A 14,371-nucleotide genomic window follows, 5' to 3' on the forward strand; every position below is an offset into this window, starting at 1 on the left:
CCTCGGAGTCCTAGCGTGTCTTTGTGATCTCATGGACTCGTGCTCTCGCGGCGCTGGCGGCTGTCCTCACTCTGGTCTCGACCGTGCCGGCCCAGGCCGCGCCGGTGCACCCGGTCGGCACGTGGGGTGCCTCGGCCGACGAGGTGGGCGGTCAGACCGGCGCCGCCGGCCTGACGGACCGGTCGGTGCGCAACCTGGTGCACACCTCGCTGGGTGGCTCCGGCGTACGCATCACCCTGTCCAACGTGTTCGGCGACCGTCCGGTGACGTTCGCCTCGGTACACATCGGCCTGGCCGCGGACGGTGCCGCGGTGGTGTCCGGCACGAACCGGCCGCTGACCTTCGACGGCGCCGACCAGGTCACCGTCGCCCCCGGCACCGAGGTGCTCAGCGACCCGGTAGACGCGTCGGTGCCGGCCGATACGACCCTCGCGGTGAGCTTCCACGTCGTCGGCGAGAGCGGCCCGATCACCGGGCACGACGTGGCCACGCAGACCTCCTACGTCTCCGGGACGGCCGGCGCGGACGTGGCCGGCGAGGAGTCGGGCGCGGCGTTCACGACGGAGATCTCCAGTTGGTACTGGGTCGAGAGCGTCGTCGTCGAGAAGCCGCGCCGGGTCAAGACCGTGGTGCTCTTCGGCGACTCGATCACCGACGGCAACGGCTCCACGGTCGGAGCCGACCGGCGCTACCCTGACGTGCTGGCCGACCGGGTGGCTGCGAGCTCGTTCGCCGGCCGGTTCGGCATGATGAACGAGGGCATCTCCGCCAACCGCGTGCTCGTCGACAGCACCGGTGGCCAGCGCGGGCTGGACCGCTTCCGGCGAGACGTCCTGGACCAGCCCGGCGTCTCCACGGTCGTGCTGCTGGAGGGGATCAACGACATCCGCTGGGACGACGCCGACGAGGCTTCCGACCTGATCGTGGCCTACCGCGACCTGGTCGCGCAGGCGCACGCCGAGGACGTGTGCGTCGTCGGCGCCACCCTCACCCCGTACGAGGGCGGCAGCCGCTACACCCCGGCGCGCGACCGGGTGCGGGTCGCGGTCAACGAGTGGATCCGGACCTCCGGTGAGTTCGACGGCATCGTCGACTTCGACGCGGCCACGCGTGACCCCGAGCGACCGGCGCGGTTCCTGCCTGCGTACGACTCCGGGGACCACCTCCACCCCGGCGACGCCGGCTATGCGGCGATGGCCGACGCGTTCGACCTGCGGCTGCTGGAGTGTGACCGCTGAGCCTGGCTCAGCGGCGGCCGACGAGCACCCCGAGCGTCACGACCGAGATCGCCATCGAGACGGTGGCGCCGAGGGCGTCGGGGGCGAACAGCGCCGGGATGCTCACCAGCCCGGCGATGTCGAAGCCGCGCACCGCGTTGCCGAACAGCGAGACCGGCATCGCCCCCATCGGGGTGGAGACCATCGCTGAGGCGTAGTCGGGCGGGGGAGCGACGAGCCACCGGGTGAGCGTGGCGAGTGCGCCGAGCCCGATCGCTGGAGCCAGCAGCGGGTGTGGCAGCGCCCACAGACAGCCCAGCCCGTAGGCCATCAGCAGCACTGTCGGGACCACCAGCGCGCCGAGCCGCAGCTGCCAGGATGAGGTGCCCAGCAGCCGTGCGAGGCTGCTCGATCGCGACAGTACCCGCAGCCCGGCGCCGAGCGGGATGGCCGCCCCGAAGCCGAGGACCACCATCACCGGCACGACCAGCGCACCCGCGCCCGCCTCCGCCAAGGCGTACGCAGGCACCACCGCGGCGGCGGGCGCCAGGACGCGCAGCGGCGCCCGCCGCAGTCGGACGAGATCGGCGGTGACGAGCGCGAGCGGCCCGCGAGGACCCCGCAGGCGCCGTGCCCGGACGACGGCACGCTGGCTGCTGGTGTGCTGGAGCACGACGTCGTAGGCGAGGGCGGTGTCCATCCCGGCGAGAGCGCCGGAGAGCCCGTTGGCCAGCCCATGTCCGCGAGTCAGGTCACGACGGCGCAGGTCACCGAGACGACGGCGCGCGAGCACTGCGGCCCCGGTGGTCACCGGCGCGAGCACAGCCGGCACCAGCCACCACCGCGCGTCCGCGGGCGGGGTCAGCCGGGCCGTGACGCCGGCGGCCACGGCCGCCACCGCGGCCAGGGCGACGAGCGCCGTCACCGGCCCGACCATCCGCCATGCCGACCCCGGTCGCGCCTGGGCGACGGCCCCCGCGGCGTACGTCGCCGGTGCCAGCAGCGCCGCGGCGAGCGCCAGCGCGCCTCCGGTGTGCAGCGGCCAGCCAGCGGTCACGGCGGCGAGGAGGGCCGGGACCGCGGCGGCGAGGGCTCCTAGGGTCAGGACCGTCGCGTACTGCCGTCCCAGCCAGCGGCCACGGTCCACCGGCGTGGAGAGCACCAGCGCCGAGGTCGCGGGCGAGGCCATGAGCGGTCCCAGGAGCCGGAGCGCCGCGGCGCCCAGGGCCAGCCAGATCAGCACGAGAAGGACCGGTCCGGCGGCGCGGGTGCCGACGCAGGGCCCGGTGGTGCAGCCCTCCACCGCCTGCCCGGCATTGACCACCGCGCTGACGAGCCCCGAGCCGTAGATCAGGACCGTCAGGAGAGCGAGGTAGGCCTGGTAGAGCACCTCGCCCCAGGGTGCGGTGACGTGTCCGCGACGCCACTCGCGGACCAGTCCGCGGATCTCAGCCGGCGTCGGCGCCGGTGTCTCCGTGCTCATGCTTCGTCGGAGGAGGAGCCCAGGCGTACGACGTCGTCGGCCACCGCCTCGACAAGAGCCGGGTGGTGGCTGGCGAAGAGGATGCCGACCCCGGCCTCCTTCTCCCGTCGGAGCAGGTCGGCGAGCCAGATGGCGCCCTCGGCGTCCAGCCGCTGTTCGGGCTCGTCGAGGAGCAGCAGCCGGCGGGGCCGGACCAGGAGCAGCGCGAGCGCGAGCCGCTGACGCTGACCCGAGGAGAGCGACCCGGGCAGCTGGTCGGCCTGATCGTTGAGGCCGACCTCGTCCAGCACGCCGTCGACGGTGCCCTCGGGATCCTCGACCCGATGGGCGTGCGCGACCAGGTCGAGGTGCTCGATCACCGCGAGGTCCGGGAAGAGGTCCAGGTCGTCGAGCAGAGCGGCGACGTCCCGGCGCATCTGCGCCGAGCGTTCGTCGTACGGCCTGCCGTCCAGCAGCACCTCGCCGGCGGTCGGTTCGTCGGCCCCGGCCACGCAACGCAACAGTGTCGACTTGCCCGACCCGTTCGTACCGGTCAGGGCGATCGCCCGGCCGGCCGCGAGGGTGAGGTCGAGCCCGTCGAGGACGGCGTGGTCGCCGTAGGTCCTGCTGAGCCCGGAGACGGTCAGCAGCGTCATGTCAGCGCGGTGATGCCCCAGGTGACCTCGAGGCGCTCGTCGGGGGCAAGCGTGATCAGGTCGGTGCCCGAGTTGTAGGCGTCCGGGGGAGCGGTCATCGGCTCGACGGCGAGACCGCCGCGGGCCGGCGCCTGGTCGTCGGCGCTGTAGACCATCAGCCACGGGTGGTGCTCGTCGACCCAGAGCGCGACGCTGCCGTCGGGACCCTGGATCGTGACCGTCGCCCGTCCGTCCTCGCCCCGGTCGAGATCGGTGAAGGCGTGGTCGAGGACGACGTCGCCGATGGGCTTGGCGGAGGTGAAGTCGTAGGCCGTCCCCGCCGTCGCCTCGCTCGTGGTGGGCAGCTTGCGCTCGTCGGAGAGCAGGCGCGTCCGCGCCGGCAGGGTGAGCGTCCACTCGTCGACCGGACCGGCCCCGACGGTGAGATAGGGGTGCGCGCCGGCGGCGTAGGGCGCGGGGGAGTCGGCGTGGTTGGTCGCCGCCTGGGTCACGGTGAGCCCGTCAGGGCCGATTGAGTACGTCACCTCGAGGTCGAGGGTCCACGGATAGCCGCTCTGCGCCATCAACCGGGTGGCCAGGGTGATCGAGTCCTTGGCCTCGTCGATGGGCAGCCACTGAGACCACCGCACCAGCCCGTGGGAGGCGTTGTTGCGTGCGACCTCGGTGAGCCCGAGCTGATAGGTCTTCCCGCCGAACTCGTAGCGGCCGTCGCGGATCCGGTTGGGCCACGGCGCCAGCAGCTGACCCTTGCCCCCGCTGGACTGCTCGTCGTCGCCGAACCCGGCGATCAGGTCCCGCCCCTCGTAGGACAGCAGCCGCAGCGCGCCGCCACTCTCCGTCACCGTCGCGGAGTAGCCCCCGCCATCGATCGTGAACTGCTCTCCACTCGGTCTCAGCACGGTCACAGGCTATCGAGGTGGCCGGTACGTCCCGGTGGCCGGTCGGGTTAGCCTCGGGCCATGGAGCGACGGCCGCTCAGATGGTCACGATGATGTCGGCGCGGGCGGCGGTCAGGTCGCGGGCGAAGTGCTCGATCTCCGCGGCCGCCCAGGCGTCCCAATGGGGTGCGAAGGTCTCGCCGTCGCGGTCGATGCCGCGTCGCCGGCGCTCCTCCTCGGGCGCGTCGACCCAGGCGAGGGCGGTGCGGAAGCCGTCGTACGCGGCGGCGCCGCTGCCGACGCCCTCGATGACGAGCAGCGGGCTCGGCGGGACCAGCACGGTCTCGGCGAACTCGCGCGCGTGCCAGTCATAACGCCGGTAGGAGCCGGGGGCTCCCTCGACGAGGGGAAGCAGGATCGTCTCGAGCTGGGCGATGCCCTCGGCGAGGCCGTCCCAGCCGGCGTACAGGTCGTCCATGTGGACCACCGGGGCCTGCGTCATCTCAGCCAGGGCGGTGGCGAGCGTCGTCTTCCCGGAGCCGGCGGGGCCGTCGACGCAGATCAGCCGTCCGGGGCCGAGGGTGGCCGGGCGGCTCATCGCGATCGTGAGGAGATCGGTTGCCGGCTCGCTGAAGTGGAGCCCGAGGCCATCAGTGGAGTCGGTCAACTCAGGAGATGCCGTACTTCTTCAAGATGTCGTTCACGTCGGCCATGTCGTCGTCATCGTCGTCGACCACCGGGCCCTTGGCCGTCTTCGGAGCCGCGACCGAGGCCGGGCCGGCCGAACCGGCGGGCGCAGCACCGGCAGCCCCCTTCCGGGCCGCTCGGCTCGGCTTCTCCTTGGTGGGCAGGAGGCGGGAGACGAAGATCAGCACGATGGCGAGCGCGGCGATGCCGAACCCGATCCAGACGGTCGGGCTGAAGACCAGGCGTGCGGCCCAGTCGGCGATCGCGTCGACGATCCGGCCGCCGGCGCGCAGCAGGCCGGTGAGGTACGCCGCCGGGGCGAGCAGCGTCCACCCGGCAGCCTTCACGCCGGCTCCGAGGCCGCGCCGTCGGAACGCGACCCAGGTCCAGATCGCGCCCAGAATGGTGAGCGCGGCGGCTAGTGCGAGGTAGGCGCCTTGGTCCATACCTGCAGTCTTCCACCGTCGTGGTCGTCTGGCACCCGGACTGTCCCCGATATCTGCCCTGATGTTGCTCTGTTGTTGAATGGGGAGGCGATGAACGACAAACGACTACTCGGCACGGCATTTCCTGGCGACACCGGTGAGACCAGCCCTGAGGTCGCGACCGTGATGAGGTCGTACGCCGCGGGCCGGGCCACGCACGCCGATGTGCTCATCACCCTGGCGGCTGCCCGGGTGCTCGTCCCGGTGGTCGCGGTGCTGGGCGAGATCGAGGTCGACGAAGCCGGTCTGGCGCACGACAAGACCTCTGACATGGCCACCGTGCTGCTCACCGGTGCCGACGGGCGCCAGGCGCTGCTCGGTTTCACCGGCACCGCGCCGCTGCAGGCGTGGCAGGCCGACGCCCGCCCGGTTCCGGTCTCCCTGCGGGACGCGGCTCAGGCCGCCGTCCACGACGGCGCCGACGCCCTCGTGCTCGATCTCGCCGGCCCGGTCCCGTTCGCGATCGAGGGCGACGACCTGCAGAAGGTGGCCGAGGGCTGGCAGCTGGCGACCGTAGGGCCGCGTACCGCCTGGGTGCGGCCCTGACGATTGGGACAGCGGGGAATGTTGCAGTAATGTTCCGTGTTGACCGATCAGCCGACGTACGCCGTCGGTTTGATCCAACAAGCGGAGATCACGACAGCGTTCTCCCACCCGCATCGACCGCCTGGCAACGAAGGTCGTCGGGTCCGGTCCCGGAGACAGTGTCCCCGGTGGTGCGAGCCCGTGCGCGGGTGAGCGTTATGACTGGCTTCCGCTTGTGACCTGACAAGCGGAAGCCTTTTTTGATTTCCGGACCGCCCGTGCACGCGGCCCGGAAGCCGAGATCCAGAGCCTCCGCAGCCACAACAACTGGAGGACACATCAGCACTGAGCTTCGTATCAACGACCGGATCCGGGTTCCCGAGGTCCGCCTCGTTGGTCCCAACGGAGAGACGGTCGGCATCGTGCCGACCCCTGACGCGCTGCGCCTGGCCCAGGAGGCCGACCTCGACCTGGTCGAGATCGCCCCGCAGGGCAAGCCGCCGGTCTGCAAGCTCATGGACTACGGGAAGTTCAAGTACGAGAACGCCCAGAAGGCCCGTGAAGCCCGTCGAAACCAGACGAACGTGATCATCAAGGAGATGAAGCTTCGTCCGAAGATCGACAAGCACGACTACGAGACCAAGAAGGGTCACGTCGTGCGGTTCCTCAACGCCGGGGACAAGGTGAAGATCACGATCATGTTCCGCGGTCGTGAGCAGCACCGTCCCGAGCTCGGCTTCCGCCTGCTGCAGAAGCTCGCCGAGGACGTCGAGGAGCTTGGCTTCGTCGAGTCCTCGCCGAAGCAGGACGGCCGCAACATGACCATGGTCATCGGCCCTCACAAGAAGAAGGCCGACGCCAAGGTCGAGGCCAAGGAGGCCAAGGAGGAGAAGGCCGCCGAGCGCGCTGCCGACGAGGCCGCCGAGAAGGCGGAGCGTACGGCTGCGAACGCCGCGCGTCCGGTCTCCACTCCGAAGGTCAAGCGCCGCTCGGAGAACCTCGACCCCGACATCGACGTCTGAGCCTCCCGGGCCCAGCAAGAGACTTCCGCCGCCGCGGCGCCCCGTGACCGGCCGGACGACGAGAGAGAGAAGAACATGCCGAAGAACAAGACCCACTCCGGTTCCAAGAAGCGCTTCAAGGTGACCGGTTCCGGGAAGATCCAGCGCCTGCAGGCCGGCCGTAAGTCCGGCGCTGCGTTCGCCTCCGCGCCGACGACCGGCTCGCGCAAGAAGCACCGTCGCAACGCCGGTCTGGTGGAGCTCGCCCCCGCCGACGTGAAGCGCGCGAAGAAGCTGCTCGGTCGCTGAGCGATCACCCCGAAACTTTCCCTAGCATTCAAGGAGCACTGAAATGGCACGCGTCAAGCGCGCAGTGAACGCTGCGAAGAAGCGTCGCACCACCCTCGAGCGGGCCCAGGGTTACCGTGGCCAGCGCTCGCGCCTCTACCGCAAGGCGAAGGAGCAGGTCACCCACTCGCTCGTCTACGCCTACAACGACCGCCGCAAGAACAAGGGCAACTTCCGCAAGCTGTGGATCCAGCGGATCAACGCGGCGGCGCGTGCCGAGGGCATGACCTACAACCGCTTCATCCAGGGTCTCAACCTGGCCGGCATCGAGGTCGACCGCAAGATCCTCGCCGAGCTCGCCGTCAACGACGTGGCCGCGTTCAACGCGATCGTCGCCCAGGCCAAGGCTGCTCTGCCGGAGGACGTCAACGCCCCGGCGAACGCCTGAGCTTGCGTTTGAAACGACGCCCCCACCGGCCGCTGTGCCGGGCTGGGGGCGTCGTTCTCTGTTGCGACGTGGGAGTCTTCGTCAGTGAATGAGTCGGGGGAGAACGTGAAGCTGTCCGCGGGGAACTCGCGCCTCAAGGAGATCCGCAAGCTCGCGCGACGTGCGGTTCGCTCGGAGCGGCGGGTCTTCCTGGCCGACGGTCCGAAGGCCGTTGAGGGTGCGCTCGGCACTGTGCTGGATTCTGGGGTGAGTTGCGTGCAGGAGATCTTCGCGACCGAAGCCGGAGCCGAGGCGTACGCCTCGGTGCTGGCCGACCAACCGGTCACTCTCGTCGAGGACCGAGCGATGGCCGGGCTCTCCGACTCGGTCACCCCCGCCGGGGTGGTGGCACTGTGCCGGTTCCTCGACGTGCCGCTCACCGACATCGCGGGTCCGCTCGTGGTGATCTGTGCCGACGTACGCGATCCCGGCAACGCCGGCACCGTCATCCGCTGTGCCGACGCGGCTGGCGCGTCCGGGGTGATCCTGGCCGGCGACTCGGTCGACCTCTACAACCCCAAGACCATCCGGGCCTCGGTCGGCTCCGCCTTCCACCTCCCGATCGCGATCGAGCGGGATCCGCTGGTCGCCGTCAAGGCGGCCAAGGCCGCCGGCCTGACCGTCCTGGCCGCCGACATGCACGGCACCGCCGACCTGTTCAGCGCCGACGCGCTCCTGGCCCGGCCCACCGCCTGGCTGATGGGCAACGAGGCCTGGGGCCTCCCGCCCGAGCTCGCCGCCGAGGCCGACGAGATCATGAGCATCCCGATCTTCGGCAGGGCCGAGTCGCTCAACCTCTCCACCGCCGCCGCCCTGTGCCTCTACGCCAGCGCCAAGGCCCAACGCCGAGAAGTCAGTTCCTGACGCCGAAGCGTCGATCGGCCTCGTCGGCTCCGGGGTTCGGCGTTCCTGCCGGTCGCGGGACGCGGCCCTGTCGAACGGGTAGCGCCGCCCAGAGCGCCACGACGACGTAGACGACCTGCTCGGGGAGTCGGAACCAGAGCGGCGTAGCCGGATCGCCGTTGAGCGGGATGTTCTCGACCGCCGCGTAGATGTTGGCGGGCAACAGCAGGACGAAGAGCACGGCCAGTCCGAGTCCGGCAGCCGGGCGCGTCCGCGTGATGACGAGCCCGACGGCGCCCAGCAGCTCCAGTACGCCGGTGATGTAGATCGTGAGGCTGGCGGCGGGAACGAACGGCGGGACCATGGCGACCAGATCGTCATGGCTGGGCATGATCGTGACGCTGTCCGGAACGAAGTGCGCGCTCCCGGTGAACAGCAGCAGCACCGCCAAGCCGTGGGTGGCGCTGGATCGCCAGGTCGCGAAACGGCTCAGGCCCAGGGCCCCGAGCAGTCTGAACCCGGCCGTGGGAACAACGAGAAGCATGAGTGTCTCGAGCATGAGTGCTCTCCTCTGACGATGAAGTTACCACTGGCAAGATAAGCGCGCTGCCAAATGTTGTCAATGGTAAGATCGCCTCGTGACCGATCGGACCTACCATCACGGGGACCTGCGCAGAACCGCGCTCGCCGCGACCGTCGAAGCGCTCGAGGAGGGCGGCGGACCTGCCGCGCTCAGCATGCGCGACGTCGCCCGGCGAGCCGGCGTCTCGCACGCGGCGTTCTCCCACCACTTCGGCGGCAAACGCGGTCTGCTCACAGCGCTCGCGGCCGAGGGCTACGACCTGCTCGCGGACGCACTGTCCGCTGCCGGTGGCGACCTGATCGAGGCCGGGGTGGCGTACGTGCGGTTCGCGGTGGGGCACCGTGCGCACTTCGAGGTGATGTTCAGCCCGGCGCTGTACGATCCCGATGCGCCGGAGCTGGCTGCCGCCGAGCAGCGCGCCGGCCGGGCGCTCACCGAGGCGCTGTCGACATCGGCCAACAAGACCACCGAACTGGCCGCATGGTCGATCGTGCACGGCTTCGCCAGCCTGTGGCTCGCCGGCTCGGTTCCGCACGACCCTGCCGATGACGCCGGCGACGTCGCGCGACCTGTCATCCGGCTGCTGACCCTCCCGTGACGGCCTCTCGTCGGCGTCTTGACCTTCATCTGGCCTGAAGGACGATGGTTGCGGCATGGATGAGCCACTGTTGACGATCGGGGCCTTCGCGCGGGCGGTGGGCCTGACCGCGAGCGCGCTGCGGCATTACGACGAGTGCGGGCTGCTGGTGCCGGCGGAGGTCGACTCCGGGACGGGCTATCGCTACTACACGCCCGAGCTCGCCGACCGGGCGCGGCTGATCGTGGGCATGCGGGAGGCCGGGGTCCCGATCGAGACGATGCGGGTTGTGCTCGACTCGCCGGCTAGAGAGGCGCGGGCAGCGTTGATCGGGTTCCTGGAGGAGCAGACGGCGCGGACGGGGCGGGCCGAGGAGGCCGTACGCGGCGTGATGGCCGCCGTCGATGCCGGGCCCGCCGCCAGGCCCGCGCTCGTCGAGCTGCCCGGTCCCGTGCTGGCCGCAGCGATCCGGCAGGTGCGGCACGCGGCCGAGTCCGATCCGGCCTCCGAGCTCGCTTCTGTCCTGATAGACGTCGGGGGCGGTAGCGGTGGATCGGACGTGGACGTGGTGGCGACCAACCGCTACTGGATGGCGGTGCGGGAGCTGCCGGCGGCGGCCGAGGGGGACGGTGGCCGGGCGGTCCTGTCCCTGCCCGACGCCGCCGTGCTGGCCGACCGGCTGGATGCGATCACCACCGCCGAGCTGCGCATCGCCGATGGCACCCTCACCCTCGCCGGGCAGGACCTGGGCCGCGACACCACCTACCCGGCGCACCGGCTCGTGCTGGCCGGTCTGGAGCCGCCCGTCACCTGGGCGGTGCTCGTCAAGTCCGACCTGCTCGCGGGTCTCGATGCGGCCGCCTACGCCGAGGTCGACCTCTTCCTCGGCGATCAGGCGGGGCTCCGCTCGCCGCACACCGCCGAGCAGAGCGACGTACGTGGCGTGGTGACCGGCCCTCCGAGCCGGCTCCGACTGGGCACGGCCCTGTTCGGCCGCGCCCTGGCAGCGTGCCTGGGCGACGAGATCCAGCTGGCGGTGACCGCGCCGGACCGGCCGGTGGTGGTGACCTCGCCCTACCAGCCTGGGTTCACCGCGCTGGTCATGCCCGTGCGGCACAACCCCGAAGGCTGAGTCCGTGGGAGTGGCCCAGGGCCGGGGGTTCCGCCCCTGGCTGGCAGCGTCGACCGCATCGGTCTTCGGCGACTCGGTGACCTTCTTCGCGATCGGCTGGGCGGCGGCGGGTTTCGGTGCCGACGCGGCCAGCCTGGTGCTGACGATCGAGGGCATCCCGCTGGCCGTGCTGGTGCTCGCCGGGGGAGTGCTGGCAGACCGGATCGGAATCCGGCGGACGATGGCCGCCTGCGATGCCGCGATGGTGCTGGTCATGGCCGCGTTCGCGGTCGGCGCGATCGATGGTGCGGGACTGTGGATGCTGGTCGCGGTCGGCGCCCTCTCGGGCACCATCCAGGCCCTCCGGCGACCCGCTGAAGGAGTCTTCCCGCGGCTGTTCGGGGCCGAGGACCTCGACCGGCGGATGGCGCTGGTCGGCTCCGCCCACCAGATCGCCCGCACCGCGGGGCCTGCGGCCGGCGGCTTCCTGATCGGCCACGGCGGCTTGCCGCTGACCGCCGGCCTGGACGCGGCCACGTACGCCATCGTGCTCGTCGCGCTCCTCCTGGTCCGGCCACCGCACGAGCCGGCCCCCGAGCCCGCCCAGGGCTCGGTCTGGCACAGCCTGGCCGACGGTGCGAGGACGGCGGTGCGCACGCCCGGCGTAGTCCCGGTCCTGGTCGCCATCACCGGCCTCGCCGCGACGGTGCTCCCGCTGGTCATGCTCGCTCTGCCGCTCGCCGGCCGCGAACGCGGCTGGACGGCCGCCGAGACCGGTCTCGTCTCCGGGGCGTGGGTCGCCGGGGGACTGGTGATGACCCTCGCCGTCGCCCGCTGGGGCGCGCCGCGCGCACCGGTCGCGGTCGCCGGCCCGGCACTCGCGGCCGGCGGGGTGGTCCTGCTGGCGGTGCGTACGGAGATCTGGGCGGGGATCCTCGCGGTCGGCCTCGTCGGCGTCGGCACCACGATGCTGACCAGCTACCTCCTCCCGGCCTATGTCGCCCGCACCCCGCCGGAGATGCTCGCCCGGTTCTCGAGCCTGACCCAGCTGGCCCAGACAGGCCCGGTCCTGCTCGCGACACCGCTGCTCGGCGTGGCGGCCGGGGTCGACGTACGGCTGGCTCTTGCGGTCATCGCCGCACTGCTCCTGGCCACGGTCCCGGCCGCCGCCCGGGTCGCCAGGCTGCCGCGCCCGATACCCCAGAGGGTCTGATACACGAAAGGTAAATCTGTTTCACTCGGGATGCGGGGTTCTCTCAGGGCGATGCGAAGGAGCACGGCATGACGAACGTGAGCAGACGACGACTGTTGGCCTCGGGCGGCGCGGCGGCGGCCGCGGGCGCGACCTTCCCGCTGTGGACGTGGTCGCCGAGCGCCTCGATCGCGGGCACGGGGGAGGGCTTGGATCCCGAGTACGTCTGGGACGTCCGCGCCGACCCGGTCATCGAGCGTCTCTACGGCGAGGGCACCGACAAGGTCGCCGAGGTCAACGAGATCCTGAAGGGCTGGACCACCAACGACCAGCCGGTGCCCGACGGGCTGCCGGGCTACCTGACCGACTTCATCGAGGAGGCCCGCAGTCTCCCGACCTGGGCCGACCAGGGGAAGCTGCAGCTGGCCGGCACGTTCAACGAGGAGAGGTACGGCTTCTTCCTCGCGCTCCTCTACACCCTCGGCAGCGGTCTGATCAGCTGTGCCATCAAGCGCGAGGCATGGTCGGTCTACTACTCCTACGGTGGCGCGAACATGCGCGACCGGATCGCCAAGACGACCGTGCTCGGCTACGACGTGATGGACGCCCAGGGCTGGACCGCGTCCGGCCGGCTGATGGTCGACTCCGTCAAGACCCGGATGGTCCACGCCGCCGTACGCCACCTGCTGCCGCAGTCCCCGCACTGGGCGAAGGTCGGCGCCGGCCAGGAGATCCCGATCAGCCAGGCCGACATCCTGGTCACCTTCCACAGCCTCGGCACCTGGGTGATGAAGAAGTTCACCGAGTGGGACATCGCGCCGAGCAAGGAGCTCGCCGACGCCTTCCTGCACGCCTGGAACGTCGACCTCCATCTCCTCGGCGTTCAGGAGCAGTATCTGCCGAAGGACTGGGCCGCGGCGTACGCGCAGTACGACCAGGTGATGGGCCCGGCGACGGGTGGCACCCAGGAGGGCGTCGAGCTGGCCCAGGCGCTGCTCGACGCCGTGATCGGCGAGGGCAACCCGCTGCTGCGCCACGAGCTGGAGTCGCTGGGTCGCTACGTGATCGGGGATGCGTACGCCGACATGATCGCCTTCGACAAGGACCCGGTGCTCGCTCCGGTCTGGGCGAGCGCCGTGCCGCTGCTGGTCCGGTCCTACCAGAGCACCGTCCCCAACATCCCGCTCGTCTCCAACCTGCTCCCGGAGGCCGTGCACACCTTCATCAAGATCTACTTCTCGCCCGGTGACCCGGCGCCGATCACGCTGCCGCTGAGCAATCGTCCGGAGTAGCGGCCCGGCGTCGGTCTCCTCGGTCTAGGGTGTCGGCGTGGACGCCAGAGAACTCGCCGATGCCCTGCCCGACGGTGTCGTCGTCGCCGACGCGGATGGCGCGGTCGTCCTGGTCTCCGCCCTGGCCGGGCGAATGCTCGGCGTCGACCCGGTCTCGAGCCTGGGGAAGCCGCTGGGTGACGTACTCGCGCTGAGGAGCACCGAAGGGCAGACCTGGACCGAGGCCAACCGGCCCTACGACACCCTGCGGACCGTCACCGGCACCCCGGAGCAGGCCTGGCTGCTGCCCGACGGCACCGAGGTGCTGGTCGTCTCGACGATCCGGCGACCGTCCCTGGACGCCGACGTCGACCAGGTCTCGATCTCGCTGCGCTCGGGCCGGGGCCGCAAGCGCCTGGACCGGGAGCGGTCCGACCTGGTCGCCACCGTCGCCCACGAGCTGCGCTCGCCGCTGACCGGGGTCAAAGGGTTCGTCCAGGCGCTCCTGAACCGCTGGGACCGGCTCAACGACGATCAGAAGAAGCTGATGCTCAAGACCGTCGCCTCCGACTCCGACCGGCTCTCGAGGCTGATCGCCGAGCTCCTCGACGTCGCCCGGATCGACACCGGCCGGCTGCAGCTCTACCCGCGCGCCAGCGACGCGACGGTGCTCGTCACCCGGGTGGTCGAGTCGGTGCGCTCGGCGACGTCCAGGCCGATCGAGCTCGACATCTCCGCAGGTGAGGACGAGCTCGAGATCCACGCCGACCCGGACAAGTTCACCCAGGTCGTCACCAACCTCGTCGAGAACGCCGTACGCCACGGGGACGGTGTCGTCACCGTGAGCCTGGGCGTTCGGCCCGACGACCCCGACCAGGTCCTGCTGGTCGTCGAGGACCGCGGCGAGGGCATCCCCGCCGAGCTGCGCCAGCGCGTGTTCACCAAGTTCTGGAAGCACGGCGCCCGCGGCGGCTCGGGCCTGGGCCTCTACATAGTCGGCGGCCTCACCCGCGCCCACCACGGCTCGGTCACGATCGGCGATGCCGACGGCGGCGGGGCCCGCATCGAGGTCGCCTGGCCCCGGAATCCGCCGTCGGCCTGAGGTCAC

Annotated in this window: 17 protein-coding genes; 11 read left to right on the forward strand and 6 right to left on the reverse strand. The window is 71.1% G+C overall.

What is annotated here, in order from left to right; translation table 11 throughout:
• Window positions 1-23: 23 nt before the first annotated feature.
• Entirely contained in the window at window positions 24-1,238 is a 1,215-nt protein-coding gene (locus tag ABZU72_RS01795; protein ID WP_355017196.1) for an SGNH/GDSL hydrolase family protein, read from the forward strand.
• Between the two features lie 7 nt (window positions 1,239-1,245).
• Here the strand turns inward: ABZU72_RS01795 and ABZU72_RS01800 are convergent, their stop codons facing one another.
• The 5 genes from ABZU72_RS01800 to ABZU72_RS01820 all read right to left on the reverse strand — a co-directional run bounded on the left by ABZU72_RS01800 (window position 1,246) and on the right by ABZU72_RS01820 (window position 5,346).
• Window positions 1,246-2,700 carry a DUF6297 family protein gene (locus ABZU72_RS01800; protein ID WP_355017197.1) on the reverse strand — a complete coding sequence of 485 codons (1,455 nt, stop codon included), beginning with the start codon at window positions 2,698-2,700 and terminating at the stop codon, window positions 1,246-1,248.
• On the reverse strand, window positions 2,697-3,335 hold the full coding sequence (ccmA, locus tag ABZU72_RS01805) for a heme ABC exporter ATP-binding protein CcmA (RefSeq protein ID WP_355017198.1): 639 nt from the start codon (window positions 3,333-3,335) through the stop codon (window positions 2,697-2,699). The genes ABZU72_RS01800 and ccmA overlap by 4 nt, the downstream gene beginning before the upstream one ends.
• A complete protein-coding gene (locus tag ABZU72_RS01810) occupies window positions 3,332-4,234 on the reverse strand; it encodes an aldose 1-epimerase family protein (protein WP_355017199.1) in 903 nt (300 codons plus the stop codon). The genes ccmA and ABZU72_RS01810 overlap by 4 nt, the downstream gene beginning before the upstream one ends.
• A gap of 76 nt (window positions 4,235-4,310) precedes the next feature.
• A complete protein-coding gene (locus ABZU72_RS01815; protein ID WP_355017200.1) occupies window positions 4,311-4,880 on the reverse strand; it encodes a 4-amino-4-deoxy-L-arabinose transferase in 570 nt (189 codons plus the stop codon).
• 1 nt (window position 4,881) lies between these two features.
• Entirely contained in the window at window positions 4,882-5,346 is a 465-nt protein-coding gene (locus tag ABZU72_RS01820; protein ID WP_355017201.1) for a hypothetical protein, read from the reverse strand.
• 90 nt (window positions 5,347-5,436) lie between these two features.
• Here ABZU72_RS01820 and ABZU72_RS01825 point away from each other — a divergent pair, with 90 nt between their 5' ends.
• The 5 genes from ABZU72_RS01825 to ABZU72_RS01845 all read left to right on the forward strand — a co-directional run bounded on the left by ABZU72_RS01825 (window position 5,437) and on the right by ABZU72_RS01845 (window position 8,550).
• Window positions 5,437-5,931 (forward strand): SseB family protein, encoded by a 495-nt coding sequence (locus tag ABZU72_RS01825; protein ID WP_355017202.1) that lies wholly within the window; start codon window positions 5,437-5,439, stop codon window positions 5,929-5,931.
• A gap of 257 nt (window positions 5,932-6,188) precedes the next feature.
• Entirely contained in the window at window positions 6,189-6,932 is a 744-nt protein-coding gene (infC, locus tag ABZU72_RS01830; protein WP_355017203.1) for a translation initiation factor IF-3, read from the forward strand.
• Window positions 6,933-7,007: 75 nt separating this feature from the next.
• A complete protein-coding gene (locus ABZU72_RS01835; RefSeq protein WP_008359371.1) occupies window positions 7,008-7,220 on the forward strand; it encodes a 50S ribosomal protein L35 in 213 nt (70 codons plus the stop codon).
• 43 nt (window positions 7,221-7,263) lie between these two features.
• Window positions 7,264-7,647: a 50S ribosomal protein L20 gene (rplT, locus tag ABZU72_RS01840; protein ID WP_355017204.1), complete on the forward strand. Its 384-nt coding sequence runs from the start codon at window positions 7,264-7,266 to the stop codon at window positions 7,645-7,647.
• 84 nt (window positions 7,648-7,731) lie between these two features.
• Entirely contained in the window at window positions 7,732-8,550 is an 819-nt protein-coding gene (locus ABZU72_RS01845; protein ID WP_355017205.1) for an RNA methyltransferase, read from the forward strand.
• Here ABZU72_RS01845 and ABZU72_RS01850 read toward each other — a convergent pair.
• Window positions 8,540-9,088: a hypothetical protein gene (locus ABZU72_RS01850; RefSeq protein WP_355017206.1), complete on the reverse strand. Its 549-nt coding sequence runs from the start codon at window positions 9,086-9,088 to the stop codon at window positions 8,540-8,542. The genes ABZU72_RS01845 and ABZU72_RS01850 overlap by 11 nt on opposite strands.
• A 79-nt stretch (window positions 9,089-9,167) precedes the next feature.
• On the opposite strand from ABZU72_RS01850, the gene ABZU72_RS01855 reads away from it, so the two are divergent.
• From ABZU72_RS01855 to ABZU72_RS01875, 5 genes are all read left to right on the forward strand, one after another.
• The gene (locus ABZU72_RS01855; protein ID WP_355017207.1) at window positions 9,168-9,710 is read left to right on the forward strand and encodes a TetR/AcrR family transcriptional regulator; all 543 of its coding nucleotides are present in this window, start codon (window positions 9,168-9,170) and stop codon (window positions 9,708-9,710) included.
• A gap of 55 nt (window positions 9,711-9,765) precedes the next feature.
• On the forward strand, window positions 9,766-10,821 hold the full coding sequence (locus ABZU72_RS01860) for a MerR family transcriptional regulator (protein WP_355017208.1): 1,056 nt from the start codon (window positions 9,766-9,768) through the stop codon (window positions 10,819-10,821).
• A gap of 4 nt (window positions 10,822-10,825) precedes the next feature.
• Complete coding sequence (locus ABZU72_RS01865; RefSeq protein WP_355017209.1) at window positions 10,826-12,013, forward strand: MFS transporter; 1,188 nt, start codon at window positions 10,826-10,828, stop codon at window positions 12,011-12,013.
• Window positions 12,014-12,081: 68 nt separating this feature from the next.
• Window positions 12,082-13,284: an oxygenase MpaB family protein gene (locus tag ABZU72_RS01870; protein WP_355017210.1), complete on the forward strand. Its 1,203-nt coding sequence runs from the start codon at window positions 12,082-12,084 to the stop codon at window positions 13,282-13,284.
• Between the two features lie 37 nt (window positions 13,285-13,321).
• On the forward strand, window positions 13,322-14,365 hold the full coding sequence (locus tag ABZU72_RS01875; RefSeq protein ID WP_355017211.1) for an ATP-binding protein: 1,044 nt from the start codon (window positions 13,322-13,324) through the stop codon (window positions 14,363-14,365).
• The last annotated feature ends 6 nt before the right edge of the window (window positions 14,366-14,371 follow it).

This window comes from Nocardioides sp. NPDC004968 (assembly GCF_040608935.1).
Classification (GTDB): domain Bacteria; phylum Actinomycetota; class Actinomycetes; order Propionibacteriales; family Nocardioidaceae; genus Nocardioides.

What these genes read in the sequence shown, in the direction of transcription:
- ABZU72_RS01800 (WP_355017197.1), bottom strand. Translation starts at nt 2,700, where the DNA reads ATGAGCACGGAGACACCGGCGCCGACGCCGGCTGAGATCCGCGGACTG.
- ccmA (WP_355017198.1), bottom strand. Translation starts at nt 3,335, where the DNA reads ATGACGCTGCTGACCGTCTCCGGGCTCAGCAGGACCTACGGCGACCAC.
- ABZU72_RS01820 (WP_355017201.1), bottom strand. Translation starts at nt 5,346, where the DNA reads ATGGACCAAGGCGCCTACCTCGCACTAGCCGCCGCGCTCACCATTCTG.
- ABZU72_RS01825 (WP_355017202.1), top strand. Translation starts at nt 5,437, where the DNA reads ATGAACGACAAACGACTACTCGGCACGGCATTTCCTGGCGACACCGGT.
- ABZU72_RS01835 (WP_008359371.1), top strand. Translation starts at nt 7,008, where the DNA reads ATGCCGAAGAACAAGACCCACTCCGGTTCCAAGAAGCGCTTCAAGGTG.
- rplT (WP_355017204.1), top strand. Translation starts at nt 7,264, where the DNA reads ATGGCACGCGTCAAGCGCGCAGTGAACGCTGCGAAGAAGCGTCGCACC.
- ABZU72_RS01850 (WP_355017206.1), bottom strand. Translation starts at nt 9,088, where the DNA reads ATGCTCGAGACACTCATGCTTCTCGTTGTTCCCACGGCCGGGTTCAGA.
- ABZU72_RS01860 (WP_355017208.1), top strand. Translation starts at nt 9,766, where the DNA reads ATGGATGAGCCACTGTTGACGATCGGGGCCTTCGCGCGGGCGGTGGGC.
- ABZU72_RS01870 (WP_355017210.1), top strand. Translation starts at nt 12,082, where the DNA reads ATGACGAACGTGAGCAGACGACGACTGTTGGCCTCGGGCGGCGCGGCG.